Origin of the sequence: Streptococcus bovismuti (genome assembly GCF_042436615.2) — a bacterium.
In the GTDB taxonomy this organism is placed as follows: domain Bacteria; phylum Bacillota; class Bacilli; order Lactobacillales; family Streptococcaceae; genus Streptococcus.
On the sequence record NZ_JBHMFR020000005.1, the window covers coordinates 1 to 17,069 of the forward strand.

General features: G+C 41.4%; 19 protein-coding genes. 15 read left to right on the top strand and 4 right to left on the bottom strand.

From position 1 onward, the window contains the following. Positions 1-42 precede the first annotated feature (42 nt). On the bottom strand, positions 43-969 hold the full coding sequence (locus ACERDH_RS06135; RefSeq protein ID WP_386685417.1) for a helix-turn-helix domain-containing protein: 927 nt from the start codon (positions 967-969) through the stop codon (positions 43-45). A 322-nt stretch (positions 970-1,291) separates the two neighbouring features. Here ACERDH_RS06135 and ACERDH_RS06140 point away from each other — a divergent pair, with 322 nt between their 5' ends. Further along, positions 1,292-1,879 carry a hypothetical protein gene (locus tag ACERDH_RS06140; RefSeq protein WP_386685415.1) on the top strand — a complete coding sequence of 196 codons (588 nt, stop codon included), beginning with the start codon at positions 1,292-1,294 and terminating at the stop codon, positions 1,877-1,879. A gap of 176 nt (positions 1,880-2,055) precedes the next feature. Here ACERDH_RS06140 and ACERDH_RS06145 read toward each other — a convergent pair whose 3' ends face one another. Then, positions 2,056-2,928, bottom strand: coding sequence for a hypothetical protein (locus ACERDH_RS06145; protein WP_386685413.1), 873 nt, complete (start codon positions 2,926-2,928; stop codon positions 2,056-2,058). A 302-nt stretch (positions 2,929-3,230) separates the two neighbouring features. Between ACERDH_RS06145 and mnmA the strand changes: the two genes are divergently transcribed. The 3 genes from mnmA (at position 3,231) to mnmG (ending at position 6,871) form a co-directional block, all read left to right on the top strand. After that, a complete protein-coding gene (gene mnmA / locus ACERDH_RS06150) occupies positions 3,231-4,352 on the top strand; it encodes a tRNA 2-thiouridine(34) synthase MnmA (RefSeq protein WP_001282954.1) in 1,122 nt (373 codons plus the stop codon). Between the two features lie 140 nt (positions 4,353-4,492). After that, positions 4,493-4,948 (top strand): NUDIX hydrolase, encoded by a 456-nt coding sequence (locus tag ACERDH_RS06155; RefSeq protein WP_033685615.1) that lies wholly within the window; start codon positions 4,493-4,495, stop codon positions 4,946-4,948. 9 nt (positions 4,949-4,957) lie between these two features. Continuing rightward, positions 4,958-6,871 (top strand): tRNA uridine-5-carboxymethylaminomethyl(34) synthesis enzyme MnmG, encoded by a 1,914-nt coding sequence (gene mnmG / locus ACERDH_RS06160; protein ID WP_261072366.1) that lies wholly within the window; start codon positions 4,958-4,960, stop codon positions 6,869-6,871. 38 nt (positions 6,872-6,909) lie between these two features. Here the strand turns inward: mnmG and rnjA are convergent, their stop codons facing one another. Together rnjA and ACERDH_RS06170 are read right to left on the bottom strand one after the other, a co-directional pair. Continuing rightward, positions 6,910-8,589 carry a ribonuclease J1 gene (rnjA, locus tag ACERDH_RS06165; RefSeq protein WP_004263010.1) on the bottom strand — a complete coding sequence of 560 codons (1,680 nt, stop codon included), beginning with the start codon at positions 8,587-8,589 and terminating at the stop codon, positions 6,910-6,912. Position 8,590: 1 nt separating this feature from the next. Beyond that, a complete protein-coding gene (locus ACERDH_RS06170; RefSeq protein ID WP_000639572.1) occupies positions 8,591-8,824 on the bottom strand; it encodes a DNA-dependent RNA polymerase subunit epsilon in 234 nt (77 codons plus the stop codon). Between the two features lie 278 nt (positions 8,825-9,102). Between ACERDH_RS06170 and ACERDH_RS06175 the strand changes: the two genes are divergently transcribed. The 11 genes from ACERDH_RS06175 to ACERDH_RS06225 all read left to right on the top strand — a co-directional run bounded on the left by ACERDH_RS06175 (position 9,103) and on the right by ACERDH_RS06225 (position 16,902). Continuing rightward, complete coding sequence (locus ACERDH_RS06175) at positions 9,103-9,318, top strand: hypothetical protein (RefSeq protein ID WP_049500723.1); 216 nt, start codon at positions 9,103-9,105, stop codon at positions 9,316-9,318. Positions 9,319-9,422: 104 nt separating this feature from the next. Next, positions 9,423-10,106, top strand: coding sequence for a tRNA (adenosine(37)-N6)-threonylcarbamoyltransferase complex dimerization subunit type 1 TsaB (gene tsaB, locus ACERDH_RS06180; protein WP_386685408.1), 684 nt, complete (start codon positions 9,423-9,425; stop codon positions 10,104-10,106). Continuing rightward, complete coding sequence (rimI, locus tag ACERDH_RS06185; protein WP_386685406.1) at positions 10,103-10,540, top strand: ribosomal protein S18-alanine N-acetyltransferase; 438 nt, start codon at positions 10,103-10,105, stop codon at positions 10,538-10,540. The genes tsaB and rimI overlap by 4 nt, the downstream gene beginning before the upstream one ends. Then, positions 10,530-11,540 carry a tRNA (adenosine(37)-N6)-threonylcarbamoyltransferase complex transferase subunit TsaD gene (tsaD, locus tag ACERDH_RS06190; RefSeq protein WP_386685404.1) on the top strand — a complete coding sequence of 337 codons (1,011 nt, stop codon included), beginning with the start codon at positions 10,530-10,532 and terminating at the stop codon, positions 11,538-11,540. The genes rimI and tsaD overlap by 11 nt, the downstream gene beginning before the upstream one ends. A gap of 103 nt (positions 11,541-11,643) precedes the next feature. Beyond that, positions 11,644-12,507 carry an Rgg/GadR/MutR family transcriptional regulator gene (locus ACERDH_RS06195; protein WP_020901821.1) on the top strand — a complete coding sequence of 288 codons (864 nt, stop codon included), beginning with the start codon at positions 11,644-11,646 and terminating at the stop codon, positions 12,505-12,507. A 230-nt stretch (positions 12,508-12,737) separates the two neighbouring features. Further along, positions 12,738-13,022 carry a bacteriocin immunity protein gene (locus ACERDH_RS06200; RefSeq protein WP_004254985.1) on the top strand — a complete coding sequence of 95 codons (285 nt, stop codon included), beginning with the start codon at positions 12,738-12,740 and terminating at the stop codon, positions 13,020-13,022. Positions 13,023-13,143: 121 nt separating this feature from the next. Beyond that, positions 13,144-14,370, top strand: a complete 1,227-nt coding sequence (locus ACERDH_RS06205) for an MFS transporter (RefSeq protein ID WP_261012086.1) — start codon at positions 13,144-13,146, stop codon at positions 14,368-14,370. Positions 14,371-14,556: 186 nt separating this feature from the next. Beyond that, positions 14,557-15,141 carry a TetR/AcrR family transcriptional regulator gene (locus ACERDH_RS06210; RefSeq protein WP_261100231.1) on the top strand — a complete coding sequence of 195 codons (585 nt, stop codon included), beginning with the start codon at positions 14,557-14,559 and terminating at the stop codon, positions 15,139-15,141. Beyond that, positions 15,141-15,653 carry an HdeD family acid-resistance protein gene (locus ACERDH_RS06215; RefSeq protein ID WP_000036821.1) on the top strand — a complete coding sequence of 171 codons (513 nt, stop codon included), beginning with the start codon at positions 15,141-15,143 and terminating at the stop codon, positions 15,651-15,653. Before ACERDH_RS06210 ends, ACERDH_RS06215 begins: the two co-directional genes overlap by 1 nt. Before the next feature lie 240 nt (positions 15,654-15,893). Continuing rightward, entirely contained in the window at positions 15,894-16,589 is a 696-nt protein-coding gene (locus ACERDH_RS06220; protein WP_000659743.1) for an AzlC family ABC transporter permease, read from the top strand. Beyond that, positions 16,579-16,902 (top strand): AzlD domain-containing protein, encoded by a 324-nt coding sequence (locus tag ACERDH_RS06225; RefSeq protein WP_000253936.1) that lies wholly within the window; start codon positions 16,579-16,581, stop codon positions 16,900-16,902. The genes ACERDH_RS06220 and ACERDH_RS06225 overlap by 11 nt, the downstream gene beginning before the upstream one ends. Positions 16,903-17,069 lie beyond the last annotated feature (167 nt).

A 17,069-nucleotide genomic window follows, 5' to 3' on the forward strand; every position in this document is an offset into this window, starting at 1 on the left:
GTCAAGAGCAATAAGGCTTGAACAAAGTGAAAGCCAGCGTCTTTAGGCGCTGGCTGGTAATTTGGGCTTATAGCCCTGGGACAAACCACCCGTTTGACGGGTGGTCATGATTTCTTTCGGTTGATAATAGATCTCCACTTCTTTTTTGAGAAAGGCTAGAATGGAAGTTTCATCGGTCAGCTCTAGAAGGGAGAATCCTTTTTGGATAAGTTTGGCATCATCCCTACAAATCCCAATACGGACATAGCAGATAGCAAGCATATCGTAGCTTTTCTTATTCTTGGCATCCTCTAGTAAAGTATAGCAGATTTGTTGACACATGTTTTTGTCTTGATGGTATAAGTAAATGGTGGAAATGTTGAGTAGGATTGTCATTCGCAAGTCATATAAATGTTGATAGTTTTTATAGTCTTCTAAGCGTTGCAAGATTTTTTCAGTGATGAGATGGAGGTGTTCAATGGGAAAGTTGAAAAGGATGGTATTGAGGATTTTTAGGTCGCTTTCATACCATGTATCTTGTTTTTCAATTTTTTCCCAAAGTTTTTTGATAGTCTGTTTCACTTGGTCTGACAGTTGCTCTGTACCATGTTGGCGAATATGAATGACAACTTCCAGCATATCCCTGATTTCTTCTATAGGCAGGTCGTGATGGGTCTTGAGATAGTTTTGGCATGTTTCAAAAAAATGAACTAGACCACTGCCACCAATGATGGAATTCATATTGAGATAAGTTTGCATGATTTCTGTCCGTTGGCTCGGCTGATAGAGATGGCAGATGTAGTCAAATTCTTCAAAACTCATATTCATTTGCCGAAGAAGAAAATCCATATTTTCATATTTAGGAGTTGCCTTACCACTTTCAATCTTTGATAGGCTGGTTCTTGATAGGACATCTCCGCAGACCTCTTCTTGGGTTAATCCTTTTGACTCACGTATTTCTTTATAGACCTTTCCAAAATCATAACGCATGATTTTCTCCTTTTAGTGAAAAAAGTTAACAAACAATAAAATCCTATTAAAAATATTGTATCATAGTAATATAAAAAGTAAAAAAGAAAGCTAAAATAAGTTTGGTGTAATTTTAATATGGGGTTAATGAGTACTATGATGTAGCTAGAAAAGGGGTGGAAAAATGTTTAAAAATAAGGAACTTTTTCGAGTAGTCATGATATTTGTGATAGGAATTATCCTAATTTTAATGACACCCGTCTTATTTAAAGTTATGATGGACCTATTTTCAAAATAAATAGGCTTCTGTTTTAGGCAGAGGTGTGAATCAGGAGGTTAAGCGATGAACTACAATTTAAAATATCTTTTATCAGGAATATTTGTCCTAGTCTTTATAGGTTTCCTAGTCTGGATGCGTTATGTTAATCAGAGGAAGGAAGAAGAGCATTCGGATGTGTCTTTTGAAGCGAGGTTAGATAGTGAAGTCAAGACCTTGTATAAACAACTAGGATTGGGTGAGGAGCCTCATTATTTCTTAGCCTATCGCTACCTACATCCTTGGTTTGATTTGGCGATTTTACCACCAACAGTTGAAATTTTCTTAACTAAAATAGCGCTGGTGATGGTAACTCCAGATGAACTGCTGATAAGAAATCTTGGAAATGGGATGACTTTCACAAGTGAGCATCATCGTGATTTGCGACAAGGACTTATCCGTATTCCCAAATCAGAGATAAAAGAATTTGAGATTCGCAACTGGAAAAGAGCTTTTGTATTTGGAGACTTTTTGACGATTAAAACAAGCCAACATAGCTATTATTTGCAGGTCAGAGATGATGGACTTCAAAAGGGAAGTCTTTCCGCCAAACATTTCTCCGACTTGAAACGACAAGATTTTCTCGGATTATTGACAAATAAACGGACATTTTGATCGACAATTGCTTAAAAAACGAATCTCTGAACATTCAAAAACCACACAGTATCCCTTTCAATTTGATTGTGTTCAAGATTGGAATGACAGTGTGGTTTTATTTAGAAGTTAGTTTTTGCTAGCCTTTTATGTACTTTGTTCGATAAAAGACAATTAAATTAGTGATAGCCGATTGCTTACTGCTGACCGAATGATGTAACTCCGCCCCCTAAACTAGCGAGATCATCACTATTTGTTGTGGGAACTTCAGCATTGTTACTATTGGTATTAGTCTCTGCTTTAGCTTCTGAAGTATTAGCTACTTGATTTTGTGTACTTGCCACATCATTTCCGCTGCTGCCAGCACTATCAGATGAAGGTTGTTCGCTTGCAGGTGCTTGTGAACTGTATCTGTTCCCATTTGACTCAGTATAGCTTGGAGTGTAGTTGCCTCCTTGTGAAGAATAGCTTTCTCTCCCCCCATCGCTACTAGTCGTCTCTGTTTCTTTTTTGTCAGTCTGTTGTCCTTCTTTTTTGGTCAAGACTTCAACTTGCTTTTGGAATTTAGAAATCAGTTCTTGAATGGGTTTTATTTTTTCATCAATAGCGGCTTGTTCGCTTGTGGAGTTGACACTTTTAATGATTTCTAGTATTTTTTGTAAGGAAGTGATGGCTGTTTCAAGTTTTTGTTTATCTTCAAACTGACTATCGGATTCCTTTATATCCATTTTTAAAGCTTTTTCAGTATAATGATTTGTGATTTTATCGGCAGTAGTAGCAAGAAAGTCTGCTAATGTTTGCTTGCCTTCGTCAGTGTTTGGCTTCAATTCTTGAATTTTTTTCCAATCCTCTATAATTGTTTCAGAATCGATATTAAAATCTTTGATGGCTTTTTTTACTTGTTCGACATCTTGTTCATTTTTTTGCCGTTTGAAGAAAGCAATATTGCCTCTTTCTGTTAAGATGTTTTCTTGATGAATGACTAAACCTATTAAAAGTCCAAGACTTGCGACAATGATAATAGTAAAAATGGTATTTTTGGATTTTAGGATATCTTTGTAGTTTTTCACAATCATTCTACGTACATGGGTGGTAGTAACTTTAAGGAATCATGTACGTCTTCCTCCTCATTACAGTATAACATTTTTAGTTTATTTTATAAATAAGATAATGAGCAGTAGGGGGATTAATCTATAAATCACCCTCATTTTAAACAATTATATATGTATTTACAGAGAGGCTTGTAGATTATCAGCCTCTTTCTTGTCTTCTCCAACCAAGCATGTTATAATGAATACTGCTCAAGCGACCTTCAATCGTTAAGCACACACGACCTTCAATCGTGAATAAACGAATAGATGGGAGATTTACCATGAGTGATAACTCTAAAACACGTGTTGTCGTGGGGATGAGTGGTGGTGTTGATTCGTCGGTGACGGCTCTCTTGCTCAAAGAGCAGGGCTACGATGTGATTGGTATCTTCATGAAGAACTGGGATGACACAGATGAAAACGGCGTCTGTACGGCGACCGAAGATTACAAGGATGTGGCTGCAGTGGCAGACCAGATTGGTATTCCCTACTACTCTGTCAACTTTGAAAAAGAGTACTGGGACCGCGTTTTCGAGTATTTCCTAGCGGAATACCGTGCAGGACGCACACCAAATCCAGATGTTATGTGCAACAAGGAAATCAAGTTCAAGGCCTTTTTGGACTATGCCATGACTTTGGGGGCAGACTATGTGGCGACTGGGCACTATGCCCGAGTGGCGCGTGATGAGGATGGGACAGTTCACATGCTTCGTGGCGTGGACAATGGCAAGGATCAGACCTATTTTCTCAGCCAGCTTTCGCAAGAACAGCTCCAAAAAACCATGTTCCCGCTGGGACATTTAGAAAAACCTGAAGTTCGCAGACTAGCAGAAGAAGCAGGCCTTGCGACTGCTAAGAAGAAAGACTCGACAGGGATTTGCTTTATCGGAGAAAAGAACTTTAAAAACTTTCTCAGCAACTACCTGCCAGCTCAGCCAGGTCGCATGATGACTGTAGATGGTCGCGATATGGGCGAGCATGCAGGTCTTATGTACTATACAATTGGTCAGCGTGGTGGACTCGGTATCGGTGGACAACACGGTGGTGACAATGCACCTTGGTTCGTTGTCGGAAAAGACCTAAGCAAGAATATTCTCTATGTAGGACAAGGATTCTACCATGACTCGCTCATGTCAACCAGCCTAGAGGCTAGTCAAGTCCACTTTACTCGTGAGATGCCAGAGGAGTTTACGCTCGAATGTACGGCTAAATTCCGCTACCGTCAGCCTGATTCTAAGGTGACCGTCCATGTCAAAGGAGACAAGGCAGAGGTCATCTTTGCGGAACCACAGCGCGCCATCACACCAGGACAGGCAGTTGTCTTTTACGATGGTGAAGAGTGTCTAGGTGGCGGTTTGATTGACAATGCTTACCGCGATGGACAAGTTTGTCAGTACATTTAGATTGACAAATTTTCTCAATTTGCTACAATAATAAAAGCAATAGAAATGATGGTCAAAGCTCATGGATGTTGCAGGCTTTTTTGTCCTGCACTTCTTTGGAGTTTTGACTGTTTTTGTGTCGTTTAAGGGAAAGGACAAGAATGACTCAACAAGACTTTCGGACAAAAGTAGGAAATACAGTTTTTGGTGTTCGGGCGACAGCCTTGATTCTCCAAAATCGCAAACTTCTAGTCACCAAAGATGAGGGCAAGTATTATACTATCGGCGGTGCAATTCAAGTCAATGAAAGCACGGAAGACGCAGTAGTCCGTGAAGTGAGGGAAGAACTGGGTGTCAAAGCTCAAGCTGGGCAGCTAGCTTTTGTGGTTGAAAATCGTTTTGAACAGGACGGTGTTTCCTATCACAATATCGAGTTTCATTATCTGGTGGATTTGCTTGAAGATGCTCCATTGACCATGCAGGAAGATGAGAAAAGGCAGCCCTGTGAATGGATTGACATAGACAAGCTTGAGGGTATCAATCTAGTTCCAGTCTTTTTGAAAACAGCCCTGCAAGATTGGGACGGCCAACTAAGACACATCCATCTTGAGGAATAGGAGAGAAACATGACATATAATTTTACTGAAGAATACGATATTATTGTAATCGGTGCGGGACATGCTGGGGTCGAGGCTTCCTTGGCCGCTAGCCGTATGGGTTGTAAGGTCTTACTTGCGACTATCAACATTGAAATGCTGGCTTTCATGCCTTGTAATCCTTCCATCGGTGGTTCTGCCAAGGGGATTGTCGTGCGTGAAGTCGATGCCCTCGGTGGTGAAATGGCTAAAACCATTGACAAGACTTACATCCAGATGAAGATGCTCAACACTGGGAAAGGTCCAGCTGTCCGTGCCCTTCGTGCGCAGGCTGACAAGGAGCTTTACTCTAAGGAAATGCGCAAGACAGTTGAAAATCAAGAAAATCTGACCCTTCGTCAAACCATGATTGATGAGATTTTGGTGGAAGATGGCAAGGTTGTCGGTGTGCGTACGGCGACCCATCAAGAGTATGCTGCCAAGGCTGTTATCGTGACGACAGGGACTGCACTCCGCGGAGAAATCATCATTGGAGATCTAAAGTACTCATCAGGTCCTAACCACAGTCTAGCTTCGATCAACCTAGCTGATAATCTCAAGGAATTGGGACTCGAAATCGGTCGTTTCAAGACAGGGACTCCTCCACGTGTCAAGGCTTCCTCTATCAATTACGACGTGACAGAGATTCAGCCAGGGGACGAAGCGCCAAACCACTTCTCATACACTTCACGTGATGAGGACTATGTCAAGGACCAGGTACCATGCTGGTTGACCTATACCAATGGAACCAGTCATGAGATTATCCAAAACAACCTCCATCGTGCGCCTATGTTTACAGGTGTGGTCAAGGGAGTGGGGCCTCGTTACTGTCCGTCGATTGAAGACAAGATTGTGCGCTTTGCGGACAAGGAACGCCACCAACTCTTCCTAGAGCCAGAAGGGCGCAATACTGAGGAAGTCTATGTTCAAGGACTTTCAACCAGTCTGCCTGAGGATGTCCAGCGTGACTTGGTTCATTCCATCAAAGGTTTGGAAAATGCAGAGATGATGCGGACAGGTTATGCCATTGAGTATGATATGGTCTTGCCTCATCAGTTGCGTGCAACTCTGGAAACCAAGAAAATCTCAGGTCTTTTCACTGCTGGTCAGACAAATGGAACGTCAGGTTATGAAGAAGCTGCTGGCCAAGGGATTATCGCGGGTATTAATGCGGCTCTGAAAATCCAAGGCAAGCCTGAATTGATTTTGAAGCGCAGTGACGGTTATATCGGGGTCATGATTGATGACTTGGTGACCAAAGGAACCATTGAGCCTTATCGCCTTTTGACTAGTCGTGCCGAGTACCGTCTCATTCTTCGTCATGACAATGCTGATATGCGTTTGACTGAGATGGGACGTGAGATTGGTCTTGTGGATGATGAACGCTGGGCTCGCTTTGAAATCAAGAAAAATCAATTTGAAAATGAGATGAAACGCCTAGACAGCATCAAACTCAAGCCGATCAAGGAAACCAATGCCAAGGTTGAGGAGATGGGCTTCAAGCCGTTGACAGATGCAGTGACAGCCAAGGAATTCCTTCGCCGTCCAGAAGTTTCTTACCAAGATGTGGTGGCCTTCATCGGGCCAGCTGCTGAGGACTTGGATGACAAGATTATCGAATTGATTGAAACAGAAATCAAGTACGAAGGCTATATTTCCAAAGCCATGGACCAGGTTGCCAAGATGAAACGCATGGAAGAAAAACGCATTCCAGCCAATATTGACTGGGATGACATTGACTCTATCGCGACAGAAGCCCGTCAGAAGTTCAAACTCATCAATCCAGAAACCATCGGCCAAGCCAGCCGTATTTCGGGAGTAAACCCAGCAGATATTTCTATTTTGATGGTGTATCTTGAAGGTAAAAATCGTAGTATTTCTAAAAATCAAGAAAAGAAAGCATAGAGAAAAACAGCTCCGAAAAATCGGGGCTGTTTTATGATTTATTCTTCATCTGGTGTGAGGATCATTGGGATGATAATCGGTTCACGTTCTGTATTTTCATAAAGGAAGGGGCGAATAGCGTTGACAATGGCACCATTGACTGATTGAACGCTAGCATCCTTATTTTTCAGAGCGATACGAATGGCATTGAAGAGGATGCGCTGGCTTTGACGGATCAAGTCACCAGACTCTCTCATGTAGACAAAGCCTCGGCTGAGGATGTCTGGACCAGATAGAATCATCTGAGACTTGAAGTCGACAGTTGCGACTGCCAGAACGACACCGTCTTCAGATAGATCACGACGATCTTTAAGAACAGCTGCACCAATTTCACCGATACGATTTCCATCGACATAGATATCTTGAGCGTTGAAATGACCTGCGATACGAGCAGAATCTGCGGTAAGGGCAAGTACATCACCATTGCTCATGATAAAGATATTATCCTTCTCAACACCAGTATCCACTGCTAGTCCAGCGTGGACTTTTTGCATGCGGTATTCACCGTGGACAGGCATGAAGTATTTTGGCTTAATCAAGCGGAGCATGAGTTTTTGCTCTTGCTGGCCACCGTGTCCAGATGTATGGATATTGTTAACCTTACCGTGGATAACTTCGACACCAGCTTCAGAAATGATGTTGATCAGCTTGTTGACGCTAGTGGTATTTCCAGGGATTGGACTAGAAGAGAAGATAACTGTATCACCTGGTTGGAGTTGTACCTGACGGTGGGTTCCGTTGGCGATACGAGAGAGGGCTGCCATTGGCTCGCCCTGACTACCTGTACAGAGGATCAGAATTTCTCCTGCAGGGTAGTCTTTGATTTCATTTGGCTCGATAAAGGTTCCCTTAGGAGCTTTGATGTAGCCAAGCTCAATTCCGTTGACAATGGCCTTTTCCATCGAACGACCAAAGACAGCGATCTTACGTCCAGTCTTAACAGCAGCTTCTGTTGCTTGTTGGAGACGGAAGATATTTGAGGCAAAGGATGCAAAGATGATACGTCCTTCGATGCCTTGGATAATCTTCATGATGGACTGACCAACGACTTTTTCAGAGTTGGTAAAGGTTGGCACTTCCGCATTTGTTGAGTCAGACAGAAGACAGAGCACGCCTTCTTCACCAAGAGCAGCCATACGGTGCAAGTCAGCTGGTTCTCCAACTGGAGTAAAGTCGAACTTGAAGTCACCCGTACAAACGATTTTTCCTTGAGGTGTATGAATGACAATCCCCAAAGGCTCTGGAATAGAGTGAGTCGTTCTAAAGAAAGTTGCCTTGAGATTTTTAAAGGTCAACTCAGTGTTGTGGTTGATTTCGTAAAGTTTGGCGTTGCGCAAGAGGCCGTGTTCTTCGAGTTTCCCACGGATCAAAGCCAAGGCAAGCGGTCCAGCGTAGATAGGGACATTTGCTTGCTTGAGCAGGAAAGGAATGCCACCTATGTGGTCCTCGTGTCCATGTGTGATTAAGACAGCCTTGACTCGGTCGATATTGTCCACGATGTAAGAGTAATCAGGAATGACGTAGTCGATACCCAGCAAGTCATCTTCTGGGAATTTAATCCCAGCATCGACGATGATAATCTCATCTTGGTATTCAATTCCGTAAGTGTTTTTCCCGATTTCTCCCAGACCACCGATGGCAAAAACGCCGACTTCTTCAGGTTTAAGAGTATAGGCCATATTAGAACTCCGTGATTTCGAAGGCGCCAGTTTCTTTTTCGTAATCTAGCAATTTGTCAGACAAGAGTTCGATATACTCGATATTGTACTCTGGGCGATTTTCTTCGACAAGTTGACGAGCAGCGATACGGCCCTCAAGTTCTGAGCTGGCATCGATGTCTAGGTAAAGTGCGCGTGTTGTTTCACGGCGTGGGCTACGTTCTTTTGTTTCTTGATAAAAAACTTTGTAAATCATATAGTTCCTTTCTATTTACAGGTCAGCTTATTCCAAACTTTTAGCAGAGAATTGCTTGATTTCATTCCATTTTTTGTCTAGATTGACCTTGATTCGTTACAATTATTTCAATTATACCACAAAATGAAAAATTAGTAAAAGACGGAAACGAGAAAGTCATAGGCTCACTTATTGGTAAGCGTTTGCAAAAATAGAGGAAATATGTTATCTTGATAACGGAAGTGAAATTTATTGCTTGTCATAATTCCATATAGTTTTTAAGTCAAGGAGGTTGCCCTATGTATAACTTATTTGCTTTTGCTATCGGAGCTCGCTTAGTAGCTTTTATTGTTTTTGTTGCTTGCGTTTATGGAGGGAATCTTCTATTTGCCAAACTGGAACAACGACAAACCAAGTTCTTGTGGAAAATTACCTTTGTGACTCTCTACTCGCTTTTTCTCCTCCTCGTAACCTATGTAGTTTGGTTTATATTTTACTTTGGATTAAATGCTTAGATGCCCTGCTCATGATGGGGCATTTTTGTTTTGGGGCAAAGAAAATTCCCATGTGCCAGCTTTTGTAGTATAATAGTAAACAGACAAAAAGATAGGAATGTGTTATGAAAGTATTAGCTTTTGATACGTCCAGCAAGGCTCTTTCTCTCGCTATTTTAGAGGACAAGCAGGTTCTTGCTGAGACTACTATTAACATCAAGAAAAATCATAGTATTACCCTCATGCCTGCCATCGATTTTTTGATGGCAAGTTTGGATTGGACAACCAAGGATTTGGACCGAATCGTGGTAGCGGAAGGGCCAGGTAGCTACACAGGCTTGCGAATTGCGGTAGCAACTGCTAAAACCTTAGCTCACACTCTGAACATCGAGTTAGTTGGTATGTCTAGTCTCTTGGCTCTGGTGCCCTACCAACAAGAAGGCTTGTTTGTCCCTTTGATGGATGCGCGTCGCAACAATGTTTACGCAGGATTTTATGAAAATGCTAAACCTGTCATGCCAGAAGCGCACCTGCCCTTTGAGCGAGTGATTGAGTTAATCAAGGGTGCTAGTCAGGTTACCTTTGTCGGAGAAGTCGGCCTCTTTGTGGGGCAGATTCAAGAACACTTGCCAAGGACTAATTTCAAAGAAACCTTGCCAAATGCAGCCAATCTTGCTCTTTGGGCTTGGGATAAGGAAGCAGACTCCTTGCATGATTTTGTGCCGAACTACCTCAAACGTGTCGAGGCTGAGGAAAACTGGCTCAAGAACCATACCGAGTCTGGCGAGTCTTACATTAAACGCCTATGATAGAAATCAAGCGAATCCAACAGCAACCTGATTTGGCTCAAGCCATCTACGCTGTTATGGCAGCTGTTTACCCAGTCAGTCCTTGGACGCTGGAACAAATCCAAGCAGATCTGTCCCAAGATCAGACTTGGTATGCTCTGGCTTATGATGGGGCAGAAGTGATTGGATTTCTAGCTGTACAGGAGAATCTTTTTGATGCAGAAGTCCTGCAAATCGCTGTCAAACAAACCTATCAAGGTCAGGGAATTGCGTCAGCCTTGTTTGCTCAATTGCCGACAGACAAGGAGATTTTCCTAGAAGTCAGAAGGTCAAATCATCGAGCGCAAGCATTTTACAAGAAAGAAAAGATGGCGGTCATCGCTGAGCGAAAGGCCTACTACCATGACCCAGTCGAGGACGCCATTATCATGAAGAGAGAAATAGATGAAGGATAGATATATTTTAGCATTTGAGACATCCTGTGATGAGACCAGTGTCGCCGTCTTGAAAAACGACGATGAGCTCTTGTCCAATGTCATTGCTAGTCAAATTGAGAGTCACAAACGTTTTGGGGGCGTAGTACCTGAAGTAGCCAGTCGTCACCATGTAGAGGTCATTACAGCCTGTATCGAGGAGGCACTAGCAGAAGCAGGGATTACGGAAGAGGATGTGACAGCTGTTGCGGTTACCTATGGACCAGGCTTGGTCGGAGCCTTGCTAGTTGGCTTGTCAGCTGCTAAGGCCTTTGCTTGGGCACATGGACTTCCGCTGATTCCCGTTAACCACATGGCTGGCCACCTCATGGCAGCTCAGAGTGTGGAACCTTTGGAGTTTCCCTTACTAGCCCTCTTGGTCAGTGGTGGACACACAGAGTTGGTCTATGTTTCCGAGGCTGGTGATTACAAGATTGTCGGGGAAACGCGAGATGACGCGGTTGGGGAGGCCTATGATAAGGTCGGCCGTGTCATGGGCTTGACCTATCCTGCAGGTCGCGAGATTGACGAGCTAGCTCATCAGGGGAAGGATATTTATGATTTTCCTCGTGCCATGATTAAGGAAGATAATCTGGAGTTTTCATTCTCAGGTTTGAAGTCTGCCTTTATCAATCTTCACCATAATGCCGAGCAAAAGGGAGAAAGTCTGTCTACAGAGGACTTGTGTGCATCCTTCCAAGCAGCTGTCCTGGATATTCTCATGGCAAAAACTAAGAAGGCTTTGGAGAAATACCCTGTTAAAACTCTAGTCGTGGCAGGTGGTGTGGCAGCCAATAAAGGTCTCAGAGAACGCCTAGCAACCGAAATCGCAGATGTCAAGGTCATCATTCCACCTCTGCGCCTCTGCGGAGACAATGCAGGTATGATTGCCTATGCCAGCGTCAGCGAATGGAACAAAGAAAACTTTGCAAGCTTGGACCTCAATGCCAAACCAAGTCTCGCTTTTGATACCATGGAATAAAGAGTCAGCTTAGGGCTGGCTTTTTTGCTCTCTTAAATGTCAGAATATTTTGACAAATAATTGTGAATAATGATATACTATATAAAAAATAGGAGGTGGTGAGATGATTGAGAGAATGGAGTTGGGAGAATTTTACAAGGAATTACGTTTGGCGAGAAAGCTCAAGCAGTCAGATGTGGCTTGTGCTGGTCTAACAGCCTCTCAGTTGTCCAAGTTTGAACTAGGGCAGTCTATGCTATCTGCGGATAAGTTGATCCTAGCCATCCAAGGGATCAATATGAATTTTGATGAGTTTGGTCATAAGCTAAACAATTATCAAGAATCCCTACATATGCAGATTGGTAGAAAGGTTGTGGATCGCTTTGCCCACCAAGATATAGCTGGTTTAGAGCAACTGTTGGAGGAAGTCGAGCAAGAACAGATGGCAGAGACCTATCGTCGTTTGAATGCCATTGTAATTAAAAACGCACTCCATTCCTTAAATAAGAACTATCCATTAGTAAAAGAAGATAGCGAGTTTTTGACTATCTATCTCTATGCTATTGAGTCTTGGACCTGGTTTGAACTCTATCTCTTTTGCAATACCATGCCCTTCTTGAGCAATCAAGATTTGATATTTTTATCGACCGCTTTAATTGAGAAATCTAGGGAATTTAAAGAGTTGGTACATAATCGATTGTATATGAAAAGTGGATTTCTGAATATTATATCAGAACTCATGGAGCGTAAACTTTTCTCTTATATCCCAATTTTTGAAGCTGAGCTAGAGAGCATGCTTCGTCCATACGATGTTTTTGAAAAAGTATTGTGGCAGTTTTTAAAGAAAATGAAGATTTTCCTTCAAACCAAAGGAAGCAATCAAAAAGAGATTGAAAGATTTATCCAATCTCTGCAAGTATTAGAAAATCCACAATTGCTAGCCCTCTTCGAATTGCGTTTGAAGCAATACAAAGAACTTATTGAGTAGTCAACAATTGCAAATCTGAAATTTCTATAAGAAAAAATATCAAATATGCGATTTTCTAAAATAAGCTAATTTTCGTGTTATACTATCCTTGTAAAGCACTTCAAGCAGATCCTAAGTCGCAGAAGTGGTTTATAGATGGGAATTCGTACAGTATATGTTTAATTATGAGCATACTGTAAATGGCTGGACTAAAAGTGAAACTTGGCGTCCTAGATAAAATGAGGTAAACGATGGAAAAACAAAGTCAGTTACAAATGTTAATTCATTCCCTATACAATAATAAAGAAATTAGCTTGACGGAAGAATTTAGGAAGCAATTGCTGGAAACAGCAAAACAGTTCTCTAGTACTAATGAAGATTTGTTAGCTGTACGTCTTTCTTTTGCCGTCTCTAAAGAATTGTTGAGCTTTAAAGGTGAACCGCCGACAGAGTTGTTGGATTTAGCAAAATTTGTCCAAAAGAAAGAAGCTAAATACAAGCAGGGAATAGTGTGGTCTGGTATTTTTAAGATATGATTTATTATAAAATACGGCATGAACATCATATAATGGATGAATCTGAATATGAGCAAGGCTTGGAGTTCAATATTAAACCAAGTCTTGTTTTCTATACACTGGAACTTTAAAAGGAGTTGTGATGAAAGTATTTCTTCAAAATAGAAATTTTAGGCAATTAACCATCAACCAGTGGATTTCAACGGTTGGGGATACGATTTTTTATCTGGCTTTTTTGAATTATGTGGCAGATGCGTCTTTTGCCCCTTTGGCGATTTTACTTATCACGATTTCAGAAACCCTTCCCCAAGTTCTACAAATCTTTCTGGGAGTTTTGGCGGATTTTCAACATCATCGTGTCCTAAAATATACAATTATTAGTTTTGTAAAATTTTTGCTTTACTCTATAGTGTCCCTATCGCTTTCAGGGCAGTCTTTCTCCTTGTTGCTAGTAGCATTTATTTGTCTGATTAACCTCTTGTCTGACACATTGAGCTATTTTTCAGGCGCCATGCTCACTCCGATTTTCATTAGAATTATTGGGCAAGATCATCTGGCAGAAGCTATTGGATTTAAACAGTCAACTGTTAGTTTAGTGAAAACAATCAGTAATATTCTAGGAGGAGTCTTACTAGGTATTCTATCTATCCAGTCTATTTCCTTACTGAATGCTCTGACCTTTTTAATCGCATTTTTAGGTATTCTTTTCATAAAAACAGACCTCTTGAAAGTAGAAAAAACGATTAGCTATCAAGAAGGACTCTCTGTAAAATCCTTTTGCCAGCATCTGCTCCAATCATCAAAATTGATATGGAATATGAATAAGGTGCTCTTGGTTTTGTTTATTATCTCTATTAGTCAAGCAGTGATAAATGTTACAGTTCCTGTTTCTACTCTGTTTTTGAGGAATCAGCCCTTTTTGAATTTACAAACAGGTCAATCTCTTGCCTTGTTATCCACCCTTGAATTGTCAGCCCTTATTGTCGGAAGCCTTGTGAGTGGCTATCTGAAGAATACAATCTCCATAAAACTAGCCCTATATGCCTCGCTTATTATCCAATTACTCCTTTTAGTTGGCTTTGTGGCAGTTCGTTTTGACTGGATTCTTATCTTTAGTGCCTTGGATGCCTTTTTCGCAGGTATCCTCTCTCCTCGATTACAGGAACTCATTTTTAAACAAATACCTGAGGAGTCAATGGGAGCAGTTCAATCCTCTATCGGTGCCATTACAGTTGTTTTACCTAGCTTATTTACAATAGCTTTGGTAACCATTGCTACTAGCTTTGGAACTCTGGCAGTTAGCTTTGTTTTATTGCTATTTCTTCTAGCTGCCTTTATCATACTCTTGAATATCCGTGAAAACATTTAGCGAAGAATGTGTATATTATATGTTTGAGACTGGATTCCAGTCTGTTTATGATGGCTACAATCAGCAGACTGTTAAATTTTTGAGAAAGTTGTTTGACATTTCAGACCAATCGGTTTATAATTAAAAAATGTAGAGATAAATACATGAGAAAAGAAGAAAAAAACAAGACTACGAAGAGAGAAAATCATTACCGCTGCTTTGTTTGAATTTGCTACAAAAGGCTATCAAGGTTTTGTCATCAATGAACTTTGTAAAGTGGATGGTATTTCCAAAGGAGTTTTGTATCATAATTTTTCAGGGAAATCAGACCTCTATCTAACTTGTTTTCAGGAGAGTTTTGAGAAAGCTTTGGCAGTGTTTCTGGGGGTGGAAGGTCAAGTGCCCTCCTTAGCTGATTATATGGAAAGACGTCACCAATTTTATCAGCAATACCCAGAACATAGCCACATTTTCTTTGAGGCAATGATTGCGACACCAGAAGAATTGGAAGCAGACATTGCACCACAGAAAGCTATCTTTTTGGACTTGAATGAACAAGTTTGTCAAAAACTTATATCAGAATCCAAACTGAAAGAGCATATTGATGAGAAACGAGCTATGGACTATCTGCGATTGATTCAGGATATGTTTCGTTCCTATTATTTAACTGTTTCGTCAGATAGCAGTTTGCCTGACTTGGTTTCAGGATATGAACATCAATTATCACAGGTTTTGGATATGATGATTTATGGAATACTAGAGGAAGATTCCTCTAAAAAAGGAGAAAAATAATGTCGAAAATTTGGAAATGGTTGTTACTAATTGCGGGTATTTTTGCAGTTTTTGTAGGTTTTAATATGTTTGCACATCCTCTTATTAGCTTGGCTTCCATGACTTTCTGGTTTGCACTTGTATTTGCAGTTCAAGGGATTTCTGAGATTGTACAATACTTCAAATCAGAAGAAAAGCATGGCTGGAATTTATTTGGAGGAATTGTTACCCTCATCCTCGCTCTTACCTTGTTCTCAGGTAGCTTTATTGAAATGGTAACATTTGTACCATTTATCATTTCTTTATGGGCCTTGACAAATGGTATTACAAAAACTATCGTTGGTTTCAAGGTTCGTAAGACGGATAAATCGGTAGGTACCCCTCTAGTTTGGATGGGGATTTTAGGAATCGTAGCAGGTTTAATCATGATGGGACACCCATTGATGACCGGTCTCTATATTAGTTACACCATTGCCTTTGTCTTTATTTATCAAGGTATTGTGGCAATTGTTCAATTCTTCAAGATTAAATAAGAATAAAATGGAGTCTGTCTGATTACAATCAGCAGACTTTTTTCTCTTTCCTGAATGTGTTATAATAGTCCATGCTATGGCTGGAGCCTTTTCAGCCTACTTATACTCTTCGAAAATCTCTTCAAACTGCGTCAGCTTCTATCTGCAACCTCAAAACAATGTTTTGAGCAACCTGTGGCCAGCTTTCTAGTTTGCTCTTTGATTTTCATTGAGTATTATTAAGACAATATGAGGAGAAAGATGAAAGAAAAAGGATTTTGGGAGGGGGCGCAGGCGGCCATGCCAACGGCCCTTGGTTATGTCAGTATTGGCTTGGCCTGTGGGATTATTGGTGCGCCCTATGTGACACCTGTTGAGATGGGCTTGATGAGCCTCTTTGTTTATGCTGGGAGTGCCCAGTTTGCCATGCTGGCCCTGATTGCGGTTCAAGCTCCTGTGGCAGCTATTGCTATGACGGTCTTTTTGATCAATTTGCGTCTCTTTTTGTTGAGCTTGCATGCGTCAACCTATTTCCGTCATACCAGCCTCTGGCAAAATATCGGTATGTCTAGTCTCTTGACGGATGAGACTTATGGCGTTTTGATGGGCGAGTTAGCCCATACAGACAAGGTCAATCCTATGTGGATGCACGGAAACAATCTCAACAGCTATGTGGCTTGGTTTGTGGGAACAGTTGTCGGAACGGCTCTGGGTGGCCTGCTACCAAATCCAGAAATCTTTGGATTAGATTTTGCCTTGGTTGGGATGTTCATCGGGATTTTTGCTTCGCAATTCCAGATTATGCAAAGACGGATTCCTGTCCGCAATCTGCTCATTATCCTAGCAGTTGTTGCGGTGTCCTTCTTTTTACTCTTAACAGTGGTGTCTCAGTCACTAGCTGTTCTGTTTGCGACGCTACTTGGTTGTACAATGGGGGTGGTATTAGATGGTCAGTAAGTATCTTTTATTAGCAGTTATTTTCTCTGGCTTGGTGACCTGGATTCCCCGTATGATTCCCTTCATCTTGGTCAAGTATAAGGGTTTGCCTGCGATCGTTGAGCGCTTTTTGAAGTTCTTGCCCGTTTCTATTATCTTTGCCTTGATTCTGTCAAGCGTAGTGACAGGTAAGGTTGGGAGCCTTCCTCAAATTAAATGGCTAGACTTCTTAGCCGTCTTTCCAACGGCTTGGGTGGCCTTTCGCTACCGCAATCTAGTCGGAACAGTTCTCTTTGGAGTGGTCTTAATTGCAGTCTTGCGTTTGGTCTTTTAATACTCTTCGAAAATCAAATTCAAACCACGTCAGCTTCGCCTTACCGTATATATGTTACTGACTTCGTCAGTTCTATCTACAACCTCAAAGCAGTGCTTTGAGCAACCTGCGGCTAGCTTTCTAGTTTGCTCTTTGATTTTCATTGAGTATAAATCAGCCATAAAGAA

What these genes read in the sequence shown, in the direction of transcription:
- ACERDH_RS06135 (WP_386685417.1), bottom strand. Translation starts at nt 969, where the DNA reads ATGCGTTATGATTTTGGAAAGGTCTATAAAGAAATACGTGAGTCAAAA.
- ACERDH_RS06140 (WP_386685415.1), top strand. Translation starts at nt 1,292, where the DNA reads ATGAACTACAATTTAAAATATCTTTTATCAGGAATATTTGTCCTAGTC.
- mnmA (WP_001282954.1), top strand. Translation starts at nt 3,231, where the DNA reads ATGAGTGATAACTCTAAAACACGTGTTGTCGTGGGGATGAGTGGTGGT.
- ACERDH_RS06155 (WP_033685615.1), top strand. Translation starts at nt 4,493, where the DNA reads ATGACTCAACAAGACTTTCGGACAAAAGTAGGAAATACAGTTTTTGGT.
- mnmG (WP_261072366.1), top strand. Translation starts at nt 4,958, where the DNA reads ATGACATATAATTTTACTGAAGAATACGATATTATTGTAATCGGTGCG.
- rnjA (WP_004263010.1), bottom strand. Translation starts at nt 8,589, where the DNA reads ATGGCCTATACTCTTAAACCTGAAGAAGTCGGCGTTTTTGCCATCGGT.
- ACERDH_RS06170 (WP_000639572.1), bottom strand. Translation starts at nt 8,824, where the DNA reads ATGATTTACAAAGTTTTTTATCAAGAAACAAAAGAACGTAGCCCACGC.
- ACERDH_RS06175 (WP_049500723.1), top strand. Translation starts at nt 9,103, where the DNA reads ATGTATAACTTATTTGCTTTTGCTATCGGAGCTCGCTTAGTAGCTTTT.
- tsaB (WP_386685408.1), top strand. Translation starts at nt 9,423, where the DNA reads ATGAAAGTATTAGCTTTTGATACGTCCAGCAAGGCTCTTTCTCTCGCT.
- rimI (WP_386685406.1), top strand. Translation starts at nt 10,103, where the DNA reads ATGATAGAAATCAAGCGAATCCAACAGCAACCTGATTTGGCTCAAGCC.
- tsaD (WP_386685404.1), top strand. Translation starts at nt 10,530, where the DNA reads ATGAAGGATAGATATATTTTAGCATTTGAGACATCCTGTGATGAGACC.
- ACERDH_RS06195 (WP_020901821.1), top strand. Translation starts at nt 11,644, where the DNA reads ATGATTGAGAGAATGGAGTTGGGAGAATTTTACAAGGAATTACGTTTG.
- ACERDH_RS06200 (WP_004254985.1), top strand. Translation starts at nt 12,738, where the DNA reads ATGGAAAAACAAAGTCAGTTACAAATGTTAATTCATTCCCTATACAAT.
- ACERDH_RS06205 (WP_261012086.1), top strand. Translation starts at nt 13,144, where the DNA reads ATGAAAGTATTTCTTCAAAATAGAAATTTTAGGCAATTAACCATCAAC.
- ACERDH_RS06215 (WP_000036821.1), top strand. Translation starts at nt 15,141, where the DNA reads ATGTCGAAAATTTGGAAATGGTTGTTACTAATTGCGGGTATTTTTGCA.
- ACERDH_RS06220 (WP_000659743.1), top strand. Translation starts at nt 15,894, where the DNA reads ATGAAAGAAAAAGGATTTTGGGAGGGGGCGCAGGCGGCCATGCCAACG.
- ACERDH_RS06225 (WP_000253936.1), top strand. Translation starts at nt 16,579, where the DNA reads ATGGTCAGTAAGTATCTTTTATTAGCAGTTATTTTCTCTGGCTTGGTG.